Here is a 15,003-nt window from a genome sequence, read left to right on the forward strand (position 1 = left end):
GCCGGCCCAGGGGATCGCGCGGGTCGGCGGGGGCCGTGTCCAGGGAGAGTCCGGAGGGGCGCGGCGGGTCACGCCTCGGGGACCGCCTCCCACCGGCGGCAGGGCGTGAGCGCGTAGTGGCGGTAGATCACCCCGATGGCCGGGGCCGACCACCCCGGGCCCAGGCCGCCGGACTCGTCGGCGTCCGTGGCGGTCACCGGCTCCCCGCCGGGACCGCAGACACAGTGCGGCGTACCCTCATGGCTGATCACGTCATCCAGCGGGATCACGTGCACGAACCGGTCCATACGACCTCCAGTTGCGCCGGGGCATGCCAGGGTGCCGGGGGATAGCGTATTGCCGCCACATTACCTTGATTAGGTACAAACGGGAATATATCGCCACAAATTTCCTGGAGGCGGGGTTTGGGGAGGGCGTCCGTCGCGCGCACGAACCGTTGACGTTTGTTGGGATGGTCGGCAAACTAATTCAGATACCTCTAGAGCCGGATGGAGTCTCCCGATGCCGTACCGACCCCCTCTGATCGCGCGCGAGTACTTCGTGGCTGACCCTCCCGAGCTTCCCGTGCGAGAGCGAGGCGAGGAGGGGCTGTCGGCGCTGACCCGAGCCGAGGTGGTGGCCTCCGACGGGCAGGGAGTGACGCTCAAGGCCGACACCTCGGCCGACGAGACGCTCATCGTCCAGCTGACGGTCGCAGGCGAGGGCGTGATCAGGGTGCGGCTCGGCCAGGATCCGGACGCGCGCACCCGTTCCGCCAGGGCGATCACGCTTGTCACCCCCGGCCGGTACGGCGGTGCGGCCGTGGAGGCCGGACACAGCCGGGTGGTGATCGATGCCGGGTCGCTGCGCGCCGAGGTGCGGCTCGATCCGTGGAATCTGAGGTTCACCGACCGGGCCGGGCGGACGCTGGTGGAGCAGGCCCCGGCGCGCCCCGACATCAGCGGCCGGGTGCGTACGCTGCCGTTCGGCCGGTCGACGGCCGACGGCGTTCCGGTGGCGTACCACGACACGTTCGTCGCCCCGGCCGACGAGGTGTTCTGCGGGTTCGGCGAGTCGTTCACGCCGCTGGACAAGCGCGGCCAGCGGCCGTTGATGTGGAACTTCGACGCGTTCGGCGCCGAGTCGCAGCGTGCGTACAAGAACGTGCCCTTCTACCTGTCGAGCAGGGGATACGGCATCCTCGTCGACAGCGGTGCGCCGGTGGAGTTCGACATGTGCCAGTCGACCCACAGCGCCGTGCAGATCGTGGTGCCGGACGATTTGATCGACTACTACGTGATCGCCGGTCCGGCCCCGGCCGAGGTGCTGAGCCGGTTCTGCGCCCTCACCGGCAAGCCGGTGCTGCCGCCGAAGTGGGCGTTCGGCACGTGGATCTCCTCGGGTTTCTTCCGCGACAGCCAGGAACGCGTGCTGGAGCGTGCCAGGAAGATCAGGGAGCGGGGCATCCCCTGTGACGTGCTCCATCTCGACTGTTACTGGCAGGCCGACGGGCACTGGTCCGACCTGGGCTGGGACTCCGAGGTGTTCCCCGACCCGGCGGGCATGCTGGCCGTGCTGCGCGAGCAGGGATTCCGGGTCTGTCTGTGGATCAATCCGTACATCTCGCATCTCAGCCCGGTCTTCGCCGACGCGGCGCGTAAGGGCTTCTTCCTGCGGCGGCAGGACGGCGAGCCGTACGTCGCGGACGTCTGGCACGGCTCGCACGCGGCCTCCGGCATCGTCGACTTCACCAATCCCGCCGCCGTCGAGTGGTTCCGGGGATTGCTGGTCGATCGCCTGCGCGAGGGTGTGGCGGTGTTCAAGACCGACTTCGCCGAGGGGGTGCCCGCCGACGCCGTGGCGTTCAACGGCATGTCGGGCACCGACCTGCACAACGTCTACACGCTGCTCTTCAACGACACGGTCGCGGAGGCCACCCGGGAAATCGCCGGACACGGAATGGTCTGGGCGCGTTCGTCCTATCTCGGCGGTCAGCGGCACCCCGCACAGTGGAGCGGAGACGTGGACGCCGTCTATCCCGCGATGGGCAGTACGATCCGCGGCGGCCTGTCGCACGGGCTGTCGGGCGTCCCGTTCTGGAGTCACGACGCGGGCGGCTTCACCGGCACGCCGACGCCGGACCTCTACATCCGCTGGTCGCAGTTCGGCGCGCTGTCCCCGCTCGTCCGGTTCCACGGCACCACCAGCCGGGAGCCGTGGGAGTTCCCGCCGCACGCGGAGGCGGGCGCCGTCGCGGCGATCCGGCTGCGCTACCGGCTGATGCCGTACATCTACTCGGCGGCGGTCACCGCGGCCGAGACCGGCGCCCCGATGATGCGGGCGCTGTGCGTGGACCATCCGGACGACCCGGTGGCCTGGCAGGCGGACCTGGAGTATCTGCTCGGGACCGACCTGCTCGTCGCCCCCATGATCTCGGCCGACGGAACCAGGAAGGTCTACCTGTCCTCGGGGGTATGGGTGGACTACTGGACCGGTGAGCCGATCGACGGCGGCCGTTATGTGACGGTCTCGCCGCCGCTCGACCAGATCCCCCTGTTCGTACGGCACGGTGCGCTGATCCCGGTGACCGAGCCGGGGGACACGGTGACCGAGGACCCGCTGATCACGCTCGTCGTGTTCGGCGTGCCCGAGCGCGAGAGCCGTACGACGATCCGCGACCTGGACGGCGACACGATCGTCACCGCGGTCAGGGACGGTGACCGGCTGGTCGTCCGCGCCGACGGGCCCAAGCGGATCGCCGGCGTCGAGTTCGCCGGCCCCGGGATCCCGGTCGTCATCGAGTAACACGAAACCCCGGGAGAAGACCATGAAGATGGGCAGGAGCGCGGCGGTGGCGGTGCTCGCCGCGGCCGCGCTGGCACTCGCCGCGTGCGGCGGCGATTCCGGCGGCGGCGCGGGCGACGGCTCATCCGGGCAGGCCAGGACCCTGACGCTGTGGCACTACGAGGGCGCGGACAGCGCGATGGGCAAGGCCTGGGCGGAGGCCGTCAAGCAGTTCGAGGCGAGTCACCCCGGCGTGCGGGTGAAGTTCGAGGAGAAGGGCTTCGAGCAGATCCAGAAGACGGCGAGCATGGTGCTCAACTCCGATGAGGCGCCCGACCTGATGGAGTACAACAAGGGCAACGCGACCGCCGGGCTGCTGTCCAAGCAGGGCCTGCTCACCGACCTGTCCGACGAGGTCGCCAAGCGCGGCTGGGACAGGCTGCTCAGCCCGTCCCTGCAGACCACGGCCAGATACGACGAGCGCGGCATCATGGGCTCGGGCAAATGGTTCGGCGTGCCGAACTACGGCGAGTACGTGATGGTCTACTACAACAAGGACCTGTTCGAGAAGCAGGGCGTCGAGGTCCCGGCCACGTTCGACGAGTTCACCGCCGTGCTCGACGAGTTCGCCAAGGCGGGGACCACGCCGATCGCGATGGCGGGCGCCGAGTATCCGGCGCAGCAACTCTTCTACCTGCTCGCGCTCAACCAGGCCGACCGCGCCTGGGTGAACTCCTTCCAGCTCTACCAGGGCAAGGTCGACTTCCACGGGCCGCAGCTCTCCTACGCGGCGCGGACGTTCGCCGACTGGGTGGGCAAGGGCTACGTCGGCAAGGACTCGGCGGGCATGAAGGCCGAGGACATGGGCGTGGCGTTCATCTCCGGAAAGTTCCCGATGATGGTGTCGGGAAGCTGGTGGTACGGCCGGCTCCAGTCCGAGATCAAGGACTTCGAGTGGGGCTCGTTCCTGTGGCCCGGCCGATTCGCGCCCGGCTCCAGCGGCAACCTCTGGGTGGTCCCGGAGAAGGCCGAGAACAAGGACCTGGCCTACGACTTCATCGACATCACGATGAAGCAGGAGATCCAGAACCTGCTCGGCAACTCGGGCGGCATCCCGGTCGCCGCCGACCCGTCGGCGATCACCGACGAGAAGAGCAAGGAGCTGATCGAGAACTTCAACGAGCTCTCGTCGCGGGACGGTCTGGCCTTCTACCCCGACTGGCCGGCGCCCGGCTACTACGACGTGCTCGTCGCCGGGGTGCAGGAGCTCATCAACGGCGGCAAGAAGCCGGAAGAGGTGCTGGACGAGATCGCCCAGCCGTACGAAGACAACCTCGCCGACATCGGGAACTGATCATGGCACGCCCGGCGAGGCGGGGCGGCGGCTACTGGGTCTACCTGATCCCGAGCGTGGTGCTGTTCCTCGTGGTGATCGTGGTGCCGTTCGCGATGAACGTCGCGGCCAGTTTCACCCGCTGGTCGGGGGTCGGCACCCCCACCTGGATCGGCTTCGGCAACTATGCGAAGCTCCTGCGGGACGAGCGGTTCTGGGCGTCGTTCCAGCACAACGTCGGCCTGATCGTCGCGATGGCCGTGGTGCCCACGATCATCGGGCTCGTGCTCGCCGCGGCGCTGTTCGACTACATCGGCAGGCGGTTCGGGACGCGTACGGCGTCCGCGCTGCGCGCGGCGTACTACCTGCCGCAGGTGCTGCCGGTCGCCGTGGCCGGCGTGGTGTGGGGCTGGATGCTGCACCCGTCCTACGGCGCGGTGAACCAGATCTTCGGGCTGAAGGTCAACTGGCTGGGCGACTCCGACATCGCGCTGGCCACGGTCATGGCGGTCATGGTGTGGTTCCAGCTCGGCTATCCGGTCGTCATCTTCATGGCCGGGCTGCAGCGTGCCGATCCCGCGCTGCACGAGGCCGCGGAGATCGACGGGGCGTCGTGGTGGCGCAGGTTCTGGCACATCACGATCCCGCAGATCCGGCCGGAGATCTTCGTCGTCCTGCTGACCTGCACGATCGCCGCGCTGAAGGTGTTCGGCCCGATCTTCGTGCTGACCAGGGGAGGGCCGGGCTCGGCCACGATGGTGCCGTCGTACTTCTCCTACCTGAACTTCTTCCAGAAGGCCGACGTCGGGTACGGCTCGGCCATCGCGACCGTGCTCGCACTGATCATCGTGGTGGTCACCTTCCTCTTCCTCCGCCTGCAGGAGCGTGACTCGTGAGAACCATCCACGCTCCGGGCGGGACTCCCGGAAGATGGGCCGTGCTCGCCGCGCTGGTCGTGCTCGCGGTCGTGATGCTGTTCCCCTTCGTGATCGTCACGTCGAACGCGATCAAGTCGCCGGCCGAGTATTCCTCGGGCGGCCCGCTGAGCCTGCCGCAGGGCGTCTATTTCGACGGGATCGTCGAGTTCTGGCAGCGGGTGGACTTCGGCCGCAAGCTTTGGAACAGCTTTCTGATCAGCGGCACGGTCGCGCTGGCCGCCGTCGTGCTGTCCGTGCTGAACGCCTACGCGCTCGGGATCGGCCGGGTCAGGGGCAGGCTGTGGATCCTGGTGTTCTTCCTGGTGGCCAACACGATGCCGCAGGAGGCCCTGGTGTATCCGCTGTACTACCTGGCCAAGCAGGCCGGGCTGTACGACTCCAAGCTCGCCGTGATCGTGATCTTCACGGTGATCCAGGCGGCCTTCGGCACCTATCTGCTGTCGGCCGTGCTCGGGCAGTTCCCCCGGGAGATCCTGGAGGCCGCGGCGCTGGACGGCGCCGGCAGGTGGCGGACGCTGTGGCGGATCGTCGTGCCGATCAGCCGCCCGACCCTGTCCGTGCTGGTCATCTTCTTCTTCATCTGGACCTGGAACGAGTTCTTCCTGCCGCTGATCTTCTTGATCTCCAACGACAACCAGACCGTACCGGTCGCCCTCGGCGTGCTGCAGGGGGACAAGATGATGGACGCCACCATGTCCAGCGCGTCGGCGCTGCTGGGCATCGTGCCGGCCGTCGCCTTCTTCCTGATCTTCCAGCGCACGCTGACCCGGGGCATCACGGTCGGCGCCGTCAAGTGACCCGGAATCACCCCGAGCCATCCACCTGACCTGGAGGCGACATGCCCCTTCGACGATCCCTTGGGGTGGCGGCCGCGCTCGCCCTGGCCGCCGGATTATGCACCACCCCGGCGCGGGCGGCCGAGGATCTCCCGTTCCGCGACCCGGGACTGCCGCTCGCCCAGCGGATCGACGACCTGCTGGGCCGCCTCACGCTCGATGAGAAGATCTCGCTGCTGCACCAGTCGCAGGCCGCGATCCCGCGCCTGGGCGTGCCGTACCACAAGAACGGCACCGAGGCCCTGCACGGCGTGGCCTGGTCCAACGACGACAAGAACGGCTGGGCGCAGACGTTCGCGAGCGGCACGGTCTTCCCGCAGGCGGTCGGTCTCGCCAGCACCTGGGATCCCGAGCTGATCGAGCGGGTCGGCTCGGCGGTGGGCGACGAGGTGCGCGGATACAACTCCGCCGACCCGGTCGCCTGGGGCACCCAGGTCTGGGCTCCGGTGGTGAACCTGCTGCGCGATCCCCGGTGGGGCCGCAACGAGGAGGGATACTCCGAGGATCCGCTGCTCACCGGAGCGATCTCCACGGCGTACGGCAGGGGCCTGCAGGGCGACGACCCCTTCTACCTGAAGACGGCCCCGGTGCTCAAGCACTACCTGGCCAACAACAACGAGTACCGGCGCAGCCTCACCTCCTCGAACCTGCCGCCCCGGGTCAAGCACGAGTACGACGAGGCCGCGTTCAAGCCCGCGATCTCGGCCGACGCCGCCACCGGCGTGATGGGTTCCTACAACCTGGTCAACGGACGTCCCAACACCGTCAACCCCGACCTGAACGACGTCGTGCGGTCCTGGACGTCCAAGGATCTCTACAACGTCAGCGACGCCTGGGCCCCGCACGCGCTCACCGATCCCGAGCACTACTTCGACAACGAGACCGAGGCGTTCGCAGCCACGCTGAAGGCCGGCATCGACAGCTTCACCGTCGACGACGACAAGCCCGGCACGATGACCGGGCTGATCGAGGACGCGCTCGGCAGGGGGCTGCTCGCCGAGGCCGACATCGACCGGTCGGTGCGGCACGCGCTGTCGATCCGGTTCCGGCTCGGCCAGTTCGACCCGGACGGCGGGCCGTACGCGAAGATCACCGAAGATGTGATCAACAGTGTGGCCCATCAGCGGCTCAACCGCGAGACCGCGGGCAAGGCCATGGTGCTGCTGAAGAACGCGGCGCCGAAGAAGCGGCCTCCCGCGGAGAACCCGGTGAAGAACTCCGCGGAGAACCCGGCGAAGAAGAAGCCGGGGCCGATCCTTCCGCTCGACCCGGCCACGACCAAGAAGATCGCCGTGGTCGGCCCGCTGCAGGACACGCTGTTCACCGACTGGTACAGCGGCAGGATGCCGTACCAGGTGACGCCTCTCGACGGGATCAGGGAGCGGCTCGGCGGCGGGGCGACCGTGACCGGAGCCGACGCGCTCGACCGGGTCGCGCTCAGGGACGTGGCCAGCGGGAAGTACGTCACGGTGACCGGCGCCGCCGACGCGGTCGTCGCGTCCGACACAGCGCCCACCGAGGCGTCGCAGTTCGACGTCACGGACTGGACCGACGGCGTGTCAACGCTGCGCAACGTGGGCAACGGCAAGCTGCTCACCGGCAACTGGGGTACGTTCCTCGCCAACTCCGACAATCCGGATGGGTGGTACGTGCAGCAGCAGTTCCGGCTGGAGCGGCAGGACGACGGGACCTACCTGATCCGGTACGCCGGATACGAGGTCGACGAGTCGTGGTGGTGGATCCCCGAGCACTACGTGACCGTCGGCGCCGACGGCACGCTGGGCATGGGATCGAAGGCCGAGGCGGCCCACTTCGCCAGGGAGATCGTCATCAGCGGTGCCGACACGGCGGCGGCCGCCGCGAGAGACGCGGACGCGGCCGTCGTGGTGGTCGGCAGCAACCCGTTCGTCGCGGGCCGGGAGAACCACGACCGCGACGGCCTCGAGCTCGGCGAGGCCCAGCAGGATCTGATCGCCGCCGTCGTCGAGGCGAACCCGAACACGGTGATCGTCCTGGAGGACAGCTACCCGACGACCATGCGGAAGGTGGAGGACGAGGTCGCCTCGCTGCTGTGGACCACCCACGCGGGCGCCGAGACCGGCCGTGCCCTCGCCGACGTGCTCTTCGGCGACGTCAACCCGGCCGGGCGGCTCACCCAGACCTGGTATCGGTCCGACGCCGACCTGCCGGACATCCTCGACTACGACATCACCAAGACCGGCCACACGTACCTCTACTACCGCGGCGCGCCGCTCTACCCGTTCGGACACGGACTGTCGTACACGACGTTCGGCTACCAGGGGCTGCGGGCCACGCCCAAGGGCGACGGGTGGGAGGTCGGTGTGAAGGTGACCAACACGGGCGACCGGGCCGGCGACGAGGTCGTCCAGCTCTACACGCACCAGCGGACCTCCCGGGTGACGCAACCGGTCAAGCGGCTCGGCGGCTTCCAGCGGCTGACGCTGGCCCCGGGCGAGACGAAGACGGTCACCTTCCGGCTCGACCGCGCAGATCTGGCGCTGTGGGACGTCACACGGAACAAGTGGACGGTCGAGACCTCCCCGCACGATGTCATGGTCGGCTCGTCGTCGGCGCACATCCGGCAGCGGACGACGATCGCCGTCAAGGGCGAGCGGATCCCGCCGCGCGACCTGTCGAAGACCACCAGGGCGATCGACTTCGACGACTACTCGGGCGTCGACCTGGTCGACGAGACCAAGGCGCGCGGCGACGCCGTCGGCGGGACGGCGGGCGACTGGATCGTCTTCCGTGACGCCGACCTGAGAGGCCGCCCGGCCGGCGTGACGGCGGGTGTGGCCGCTGCCAGTGGCGGCTCCATCGAGCTGCGCGCCGGCTCGCCGACCGGCAAGCTGATCGCCACGGTTCCGGTCGGCGCGACCGGCGGCGTCTACGCCTGGGGTACGGCGACCGCTCCGGTGACCGGCGCCTCCGGCATCAAGGACCTCTACCTCGTGTTCAGGGGCGACCTGAGGATCAGGGACCTCGCCCTCCGCTGAGTACGGACACGGGAACGGGCTCCTTCCGGCGGTGACGCGCCGGAGAAATGGGATGGTGTGACGGCGGTTACGGACGTCATGGTCGCCGACATGAGAGTCCCGGAAAGCAGGGAGGTATTGGAAAGGGCAGTTGCCCTACTCAGAGATCGTAGCTGGATGGTCGACACAGAACGACTGCCCGATTGGGTGTCGATGAGGTCGGACCGCTGGGAGGATACGGAGCTGTCCCTGACCCGGTTCGAGTCTTTCCAGGTTGATGAGTTCGAAGACCCGCAATTGGCGAAGGTGATCAAAAGCGTGCGTGCACGCGTCGGAACCGAGGGTGTCATCGTCCTTGAATTCGATCGGAAAGACAGACCATGATCGCTATCGTCCGAACCCGTGAACGAACAAATCCGAAATCACACATCTGCGAGGCTTCGTGATCCCGCGTGGCCAGGGTTCTTCGAGGAAGCTTTCTCTCGGTAGACAGGAGTCTCGGTCGAAAGCCGCCGGCTTCGGGCTGCGGGCGGTGGTCGAGTCCGTCATCGCCGGCTGGGGTGAGGGCGCCGCCCGACTCGTCGAGTGCGGTCACCGACGAGGTCGCCCGGCTCGTCTGCGAAACCCCGGCGCTGTCCGCGACGCGGGATCCCGGCCCTGTGTCGAGCGCGCTGACCGTCGGCGGCACGGTCCGGCCGGCGGTCGGCGACGATGGGCGCGGCTACAGCCCGCACGCGCTGCCGAAGGTTGACGGCCTGCGCCGACGGGTGGGGGGCCTGGGCGGTGTCCTCACCTTCGTGTCGGAGCCGGGCGACGGGAGCACCGTCTCGCTGGAGCTTCCTTCAGGCACAGGCCGGGCAAAGGGGAGGTAACGGAAATCCTCTCAGAGAGCGGGTCGATTAAAGGTTCGCTATTCTCCCCGATATGGCCGAATCGCTGGGGGAGACGCCGGCCTCGCGATATCACCTGCTGCGGCCCCTCGGCTCCGGTGGCATGGGCACGGTCTGGCTGGCAAGGGATGTCCTGCTCGATCGCGAGGTCGCGGTCAAGGAACTGCGGGTGCCCGACGGGCTGCCCGAGCGGGAACGCGCGGAACGGGTCGCGCGGGTCATGCGGGAGGCCGAGGTCACCGCGCGCGTCCGCCATCCCGGGATCGTCGCCGTGCACGACGTGCTCGTACACGACGGCAAGCCCTGGATCGTCATGGAGCTGCTGCACGGTCACGACCTGTCCGAGGAGATCTCGACCTACGGGCCGATGGCGCCCCCGCTGGTGGCGGACATCGGCGCCCGGGTGCTGGAGGCGCTGTCGGAGGCGCACTCCCGTGGCGTGCAGCACCGGGACGTCAAGCCGGGAAACGTGTTCCTCGCCGACGGAGGCCGCGTCGTGCTCACCGACTTCGGCATCGCCCGCCCGGCCGACCGGACAGCGCTGACCGAGGCCGGACTGCTCGTCGGCTCCCCGGGCTTCATCGCCCCGGAGCGGCTGTCGGGCGAGCCGGGCGGTCCGGCCGCCGACCTGTGGTCGCTCGCCGCGACGCTGTACGCCGCCGTCGAGGGCGGCTCGCCGTACCGCTCCTCCTCGCAGGAGTCGCCGGCGGAGGTGATCGCGGCGACGCTGACGCGCGATCCCCGGCCGCCGCGGCTGGCGGGCCCGCTCGGGCCGCTGCTGATGTGGATGCTGGCCCGGGATCCGGCCGCCCGGCCGGACGCCGCCGCGGCGCTGGATCTCCTCCGGCGGATCGCGGCCGGCGACGCCCCGGAGATCCGGCCGGTGCCGACGAGGCCGGACCGGAGGCGCGCCGGCCGGTGGATCGGCGTGGCCGCTGCGGTGACCGCCGTGGCGGTGGCCGCGACCGCCGCCGTCCTCGTCCTCGACGACGGCGGAAACGACGGCGGCGCGGAGGCGGCGGCCCGCCCGGTGTCGCCGACCTTCTCCCGGAAGGTCGACCTGTGCCGCGCGCTGACTCCGGAGCAGGTCGGGCGGGTGCTCGGCACCGCCACGCCGCCGGAGGGCCGTGCGTCGGGCGATGAGTGCCAGTGGACCGTCACCGGCGCCGGGATCTCCCTGACCGCCCAGACCGACTCCGACACCCCCGAGCCGTGGGCGCTCACGCTCGACTCGGCCCGGACCCTCCTGGCGGGCCTGCGCCGGCAGTACGGCTCTGCCCCACGGGACGGCCACTGGATCTGGTACGAGGTCGGCGTCGACCGCAAGACCGCCGTCATCGTGTCCGCCGCCCGGCCGGCCGAGGGCGTGGGCGACGAGGCGTTCACCGCCGACATCACCAGACCGGAGGGCGCGGCCCAGGCGTCCGAGGTCTACTTCCGCCTCGGCGATCTCGTGGCCCGCTTCCAGTACGCCGACCTCGACGCCGGATCGGTCGAGGGCCTGCGACGGCGCACGACGGAGGCGGCCAGGCTGGCGACCGAAGGGCTTCGAGGGCTGGCCTGAATGGAACTGCTGGCCGGCCGCTACCGCCTCGTCGAAGCACTCGGCGAGGGCGGTGGCGGCATCGTCTGGCGGGCCACCGACGAACTGCTGCGCCGCGAGGTCGCGATGAAGCAGGTCCGCGTCCCGTCCGGGCTCGGCGAGGCGGAGCTGGCCGAGTTCACCGACCGGGCGATCTACGAGGCCCGGGCGGCGGGTCGGCTCAGCCACCCGTCGATCGTGATGATCCACGACGTGGTCCGGCACGGGGGGCTGCCGTGGATCGTGATGGACCTGGTGCCCGGTCGATCGCTCGACAGGGTGATCCGCGAGGACGGGCCGCTCCCGGTGCGGCGGGTGGCCGAGATCGGGCTTTCCGTGCTCGACGCGCTGGAGGCGGCGCACGCCAGAGGGATCCTGCACCGCGATGTGAAGCCCGCCAACGTGCTGATCGCGCCGGACGGCCGTGCGCTGCTCACCGACTTCGGGATCGCCGTCCGGCTCGGCACGCCCGGCATGGTCACGTCCGGTTCCGCGGGATCACCCGCCTACATGGCGCCGGAACGTTTCCGCGGTGAGCCGGACGGGCCGCCCTCCGACCTGTGGTCGCTGGGCGCGACGCTGTACGCGGCGGTGGAGGGCCGGCCGCCGTTCGAGCGGGACCTCGCCGCCGCGCTCGTCGCCGCCGTGCTGCTGCACCGGCCGCGGCCGATGGTCCTGGCCTCGCCCGAGCTGGCCTGGCTCGTGCACGGCCTGCTCGACAAGGATCCCGCCCGCCGCCTGCCGCCCCAGGTCGTACGGCAGGCCCTGTACGCGCTGGCCGCCGCGCCCGAGCCCGCCGAACTTCGGCGGGGCCGTACGACGCGACTCGTGCTCGGCACCGTGCTGGTGCTGGTCGTGGGAGTGACGGCGGGGCTGGGGGCCTGGTGGCTGGCGGGCGAACCGGGGGCGGGTCCGGGCTCGGGCGGGGGACGCTTCACGACGGCCCCCGACCCGTGCCGCGGCCTCACGACCGCCGCGATCCGCGAGCTGTTCGGCGCCCAGGCCGCGCCCGAGCAGATGGATCACGCGGCGGCGGAGTCCGCCGGGGTGCCGGGACGGCTCGCCCCGAGCTGTCAGTGGCGGGACCGCGCCAGCGGCCGGGACCGGACGATAACCGTGACCTACCGGCTCGCCGGCTCCGGCCGGGGGGAGGAGGCGGCCGATGCCGCGGCCCTGGAGCTCGCCGGGCGGCGCGCCGCCCAGGCCGAGGCGGGCGCCGTGCTCTACGACCAGCCGGGCATAGCGGATGAGGCGTTCTCACGCGACGAGTCGGATCCGGGCGCCGGGACCGCCGGGGCGACGGTCTGGTTCCGGCTCAGCAACCTCGTCGTCGAGGTCGCCTACCGCCGGACGGGCGAAGCGACGGTCGCTCCGGACGACCGGCGAACCGCCGTACGCGCGGCGGAGCTCGTCGATGTCGGACTCGGATGACCTTTCGGACCTTCAGGAGGCGATATGTCCAGCGGTGACGACGGATACCCAGGGCCCGGCGGCCAGACGCCCCTGCCCTGGCAGTCGTCCGGCCCGCTACCTCCTGAGGCGTCGCCCGACGGCCGGCCGGCTCCGCCGCCCGGCGGACCGCAGGCCGGGCAACAGCCGCCCCAGCACCCCCGGCAGTATCCACAGCGAGATCACGGGGAACAGGGGCAGTCGCACGGGCAACCGCACGGGCAGCCGTATCCCCAGCAGTACGGCCCGCCGCCGCATGGACAGCCGCCGCCTGGACAACCCCTGATCCAGCCGCCGCCCGCTCAGCCGTACGGCCAGGGTCCATACGGTCAGGGTCCGTACGGCCAGGATCCTTACGGCCGTCCGCCGTACGGCATGCCGGAAGGGCCCGCGCAGGGAGGGGCGTGGCAGGGCTCCGGCGGCGGCCGGCAGGGGCCGACCCCGCCGGCTCCCGCCCTGTGGCAGACGCCGACGCAGCCGTCCCCGTCCCGGCGCCGGGGCTGGGTGATCCCGAGCGTGGCGATCACGGCCGTGCTGGCGGTGGCGGGCGGGACGTTCGCGGTGATGAAGGTGCGCGACGGCGGCGTGAGCCCCGCGCCGGCCGCGACCGCGGCCGCCGCCTCTCCGGCGGTCACGTCATCGGCCGCCGCCGACCTGTCGAAAACGGACGCGTGCGCGATGCTCGACCCGGCGGAGACCGGGCGGCTGGTGCCCGCCGCGAAGATCGACTCGTCGATGCGCGACAACCGGGACGACGCCATCGTCAGCTACGTCAGGTGGACCTGCAGCTGGGTCAACCGTGACATCTCCTACAAGGACAAACGGCGTAGCCGCGAGATCACCGTGAACGTGTCCCGGTATGAGGGGCTCGGCAACACCACGGCGGAGAAGGCCGCGCGCATCCAGTTCGACGGTGAGCTGAAGCAGTACAGGTACCAGGAGAAGGTGTCCACCAAAGAGCGCTACTACTCGAAGGCGAAGGAGTTCGCCGGAATCGGCGAGCAGGCCGCCGCCCAGTACCAGTGGACGCGGGAGAAGGACTACTGGTACTCCTTCGGGCAGGGCGTGGGCCGCGTCGGCAACGTGGTGTTCCAGGTGAAGTACGAGGCGAACCAGAAGGACAAGGAAGCGGCCATCTTCTCGACGGAGACCACCCAGTCCATCACCGAGGAGAACGCGCTGCGCGAGGTCGAGAACCTGCTGGGCCAGCTCGGTAAGTCGGTCACGGCGTGGCGGTCCGGGCAGGCGATGCCGTTCAAGCCGCGGCCCAAGCCGAGCCCGACTCCGTCGCCCAAGCCCACTTTGATCGCGCTGCCGGAGCCGTGCGTGAGCGTGCGGTCGCAGGTCGAGACGCTGGTGCCGAAGACCGAGGGAGTGGCGGCCCGCAGCGTGGAGGACGGCGCCACGGTCACGCAGTGTCAATGGTGGAACGACAAGCTGCCGATCGGGCAGGGCAAGGTGCGCTGGCGGAACCTCCGCATCAACGTCTACGCCTTCGCCGACGCGGACTCCGCCCGCTACCGCTTCATCGACGAGCGGGCCAAGGCCAAGACGACGGCGTCCAGCGGGATCGGCGGCATCCGGTGGGGCAAGCTGCGCAAGCTGCCCGGGTTCGGCCAGGACTCGTTCGGCCAGGCCATCCGGCAGCGCACCGACACCGCGCAGTCGAACCGCTATGAGATCTACGTTCTCGACGGTACGAAGGTCGTCTGGGTGCTCTTCTCGGGCAGCGACCGGCCGGAGAACACGCCGATCAACGCGCCGGACTCGCTGCTGATGGACTCGAAGGAGGCGGCCGCCGGGGCGAGGTCCGTGACACGGACCGTGCTGGGGGCCCTGTAGCCGGGTGTTCGCCCTGAACAGGGCGGGTATGCCCCCCTCGACTACCTGCCGATGGAGGGGACCATGGCTACCTGTGAGGTCTGTGGCAACGAATACGACATGGCCTTCGAAATCCACAGCCAGGGGGCGGTGCACGTCTTCGACAGCTTCGAGTGCGCGATCACACGGATGGCGCCGATCTGCGAGCACTGCGGATGCCGCATCGTGGGTCACGGCGCCGAGGTGGACGGACGGTGGTACTGCTGTGCCCACTGCGCGCGCGAGTCGGGGTCGACCGCCATTGTGGACCGGGAGGTCACGGCGGCCGGCAGCCGGTAGTGCGCCGTCCTCCGACGTCAACGGGGATTCGCCGAGCTCGCCCGGTTCGTGGGAGC

General features: G+C 70.1%; 12 protein-coding genes. 11 read left to right on the forward strand and 1 reads right to left on the reverse strand.

What is annotated here, in order from left to right:
• Window positions 1-68 precede the first annotated feature (68 nt).
• Window positions 69-287: a hypothetical protein gene (locus ACQP1K_RS08730; RefSeq protein ID WP_433500358.1), complete on the reverse strand. Its 219-nt coding sequence runs from the start codon at window positions 285-287 to the stop codon at window positions 69-71.
• A 214-nt stretch (window positions 288-501) separates the two neighbouring features.
• Here ACQP1K_RS08730 and ACQP1K_RS08735 point away from each other — a divergent pair, with 214 nt between their 5' ends.
• The 11 genes from ACQP1K_RS08735 (at window position 502) to ACQP1K_RS08785 (ending at window position 14,947) form a co-directional block, all read left to right on the forward strand.
• Window positions 502-2,784, forward strand: coding sequence for a TIM-barrel domain-containing protein (locus ACQP1K_RS08735; protein ID WP_433500359.1), 2,283 nt, complete (start codon window positions 502-504; stop codon window positions 2,782-2,784).
• Window positions 2,785-2,806: 22 nt separating this feature from the next.
• Window positions 2,807-4,117, forward strand: coding sequence for an ABC transporter substrate-binding protein (locus tag ACQP1K_RS08740; protein ID WP_433500360.1), 1,311 nt, complete (start codon window positions 2,807-2,809; stop codon window positions 4,115-4,117).
• A 2-nt stretch (window positions 4,118-4,119) separates the two neighbouring features.
• Window positions 4,120-4,992 (forward strand): carbohydrate ABC transporter permease, encoded by an 873-nt coding sequence (locus ACQP1K_RS08745; protein WP_433500361.1) that lies wholly within the window; start codon window positions 4,120-4,122, stop codon window positions 4,990-4,992.
• Window positions 4,989-5,831, forward strand: coding sequence for a carbohydrate ABC transporter permease (locus ACQP1K_RS08750; protein ID WP_433500362.1), 843 nt, complete (start codon window positions 4,989-4,991; stop codon window positions 5,829-5,831). Before ACQP1K_RS08745 ends, ACQP1K_RS08750 begins: the two co-directional genes overlap by 4 nt.
• Before the next feature lie 41 nt (window positions 5,832-5,872).
• Window positions 5,873-8,887 carry a glycoside hydrolase family 3 C-terminal domain-containing protein gene (locus tag ACQP1K_RS08755; RefSeq protein WP_433500363.1) on the forward strand — a complete coding sequence of 1,005 codons (3,015 nt, stop codon included), beginning with the start codon at window positions 5,873-5,875 and terminating at the stop codon, window positions 8,885-8,887.
• 57 nt (window positions 8,888-8,944) lie between these two features.
• The gene (locus ACQP1K_RS08760; RefSeq protein WP_433500364.1) at window positions 8,945-9,250 is read left to right on the forward strand and encodes a hypothetical protein; all 306 of its coding nucleotides are present in this window, start codon (window positions 8,945-8,947) and stop codon (window positions 9,248-9,250) included.
• Between the two features lie 176 nt (window positions 9,251-9,426).
• A complete protein-coding gene (locus tag ACQP1K_RS08765) occupies window positions 9,427-9,738 on the forward strand; it encodes a hypothetical protein (protein WP_433500365.1) in 312 nt (103 codons plus the stop codon).
• Window positions 9,739-9,790: 52 nt separating this feature from the next.
• Window positions 9,791-11,320 (forward strand): protein kinase domain-containing protein, encoded by a 1,530-nt coding sequence (locus ACQP1K_RS08770; RefSeq protein WP_433500366.1) that lies wholly within the window; start codon window positions 9,791-9,793, stop codon window positions 11,318-11,320.
• Window positions 11,321-12,769, forward strand: coding sequence for a protein kinase domain-containing protein (locus ACQP1K_RS08775; RefSeq protein ID WP_433500367.1), 1,449 nt, complete (start codon window positions 11,321-11,323; stop codon window positions 12,767-12,769).
• A gap of 24 nt (window positions 12,770-12,793) precedes the next feature.
• The gene (locus ACQP1K_RS08780) at window positions 12,794-14,629 is read left to right on the forward strand and encodes a hypothetical protein (RefSeq protein ID WP_433500368.1); all 1,836 of its coding nucleotides are present in this window, start codon (window positions 12,794-12,796) and stop codon (window positions 14,627-14,629) included.
• Between the two features lie 63 nt (window positions 14,630-14,692).
• Complete coding sequence (locus ACQP1K_RS08785) at window positions 14,693-14,947, forward strand: hypothetical protein (RefSeq protein WP_433500369.1); 255 nt, start codon at window positions 14,693-14,695, stop codon at window positions 14,945-14,947.
• The last annotated feature ends 56 nt before the right edge of the window (window positions 14,948-15,003 follow it).

Source organism: Sphaerimonospora sp. CA-214678, from assembly GCF_050942215.1.
Lineage (GTDB): Bacteria > Actinomycetota > Actinomycetes > Streptosporangiales > Streptosporangiaceae > Sphaerimonospora.

What these genes read in the sequence shown, in the direction of transcription:
- ACQP1K_RS08730 (WP_433500358.1), bottom strand. Translation starts at nt 287, where the DNA reads ATGGACCGGTTCGTGCACGTGATCCCGCTGGATGACGTGATCAGCCAT.
- ACQP1K_RS08735 (WP_433500359.1), top strand. Translation starts at nt 502, where the DNA reads ATGCCGTACCGACCCCCTCTGATCGCGCGCGAGTACTTCGTGGCTGAC.
- ACQP1K_RS08740 (WP_433500360.1), top strand. Translation starts at nt 2,807, where the DNA reads ATGAAGATGGGCAGGAGCGCGGCGGTGGCGGTGCTCGCCGCGGCCGCG.
- ACQP1K_RS08745 (WP_433500361.1), top strand. Translation starts at nt 4,120, where the DNA reads ATGGCACGCCCGGCGAGGCGGGGCGGCGGCTACTGGGTCTACCTGATC.
- ACQP1K_RS08755 (WP_433500363.1), top strand. Translation starts at nt 5,873, where the DNA reads ATGCCCCTTCGACGATCCCTTGGGGTGGCGGCCGCGCTCGCCCTGGCC.
- ACQP1K_RS08770 (WP_433500366.1), top strand. Translation starts at nt 9,791, where the DNA reads ATGGCCGAATCGCTGGGGGAGACGCCGGCCTCGCGATATCACCTGCTG.
- ACQP1K_RS08775 (WP_433500367.1), top strand. Translation starts at nt 11,321, where the DNA reads ATGGAACTGCTGGCCGGCCGCTACCGCCTCGTCGAAGCACTCGGCGAG.
- ACQP1K_RS08780 (WP_433500368.1), top strand. Translation starts at nt 12,794, where the DNA reads ATGTCCAGCGGTGACGACGGATACCCAGGGCCCGGCGGCCAGACGCCC.
- ACQP1K_RS08785 (WP_433500369.1), top strand. Translation starts at nt 14,693, where the DNA reads ATGGCTACCTGTGAGGTCTGTGGCAACGAATACGACATGGCCTTCGAA.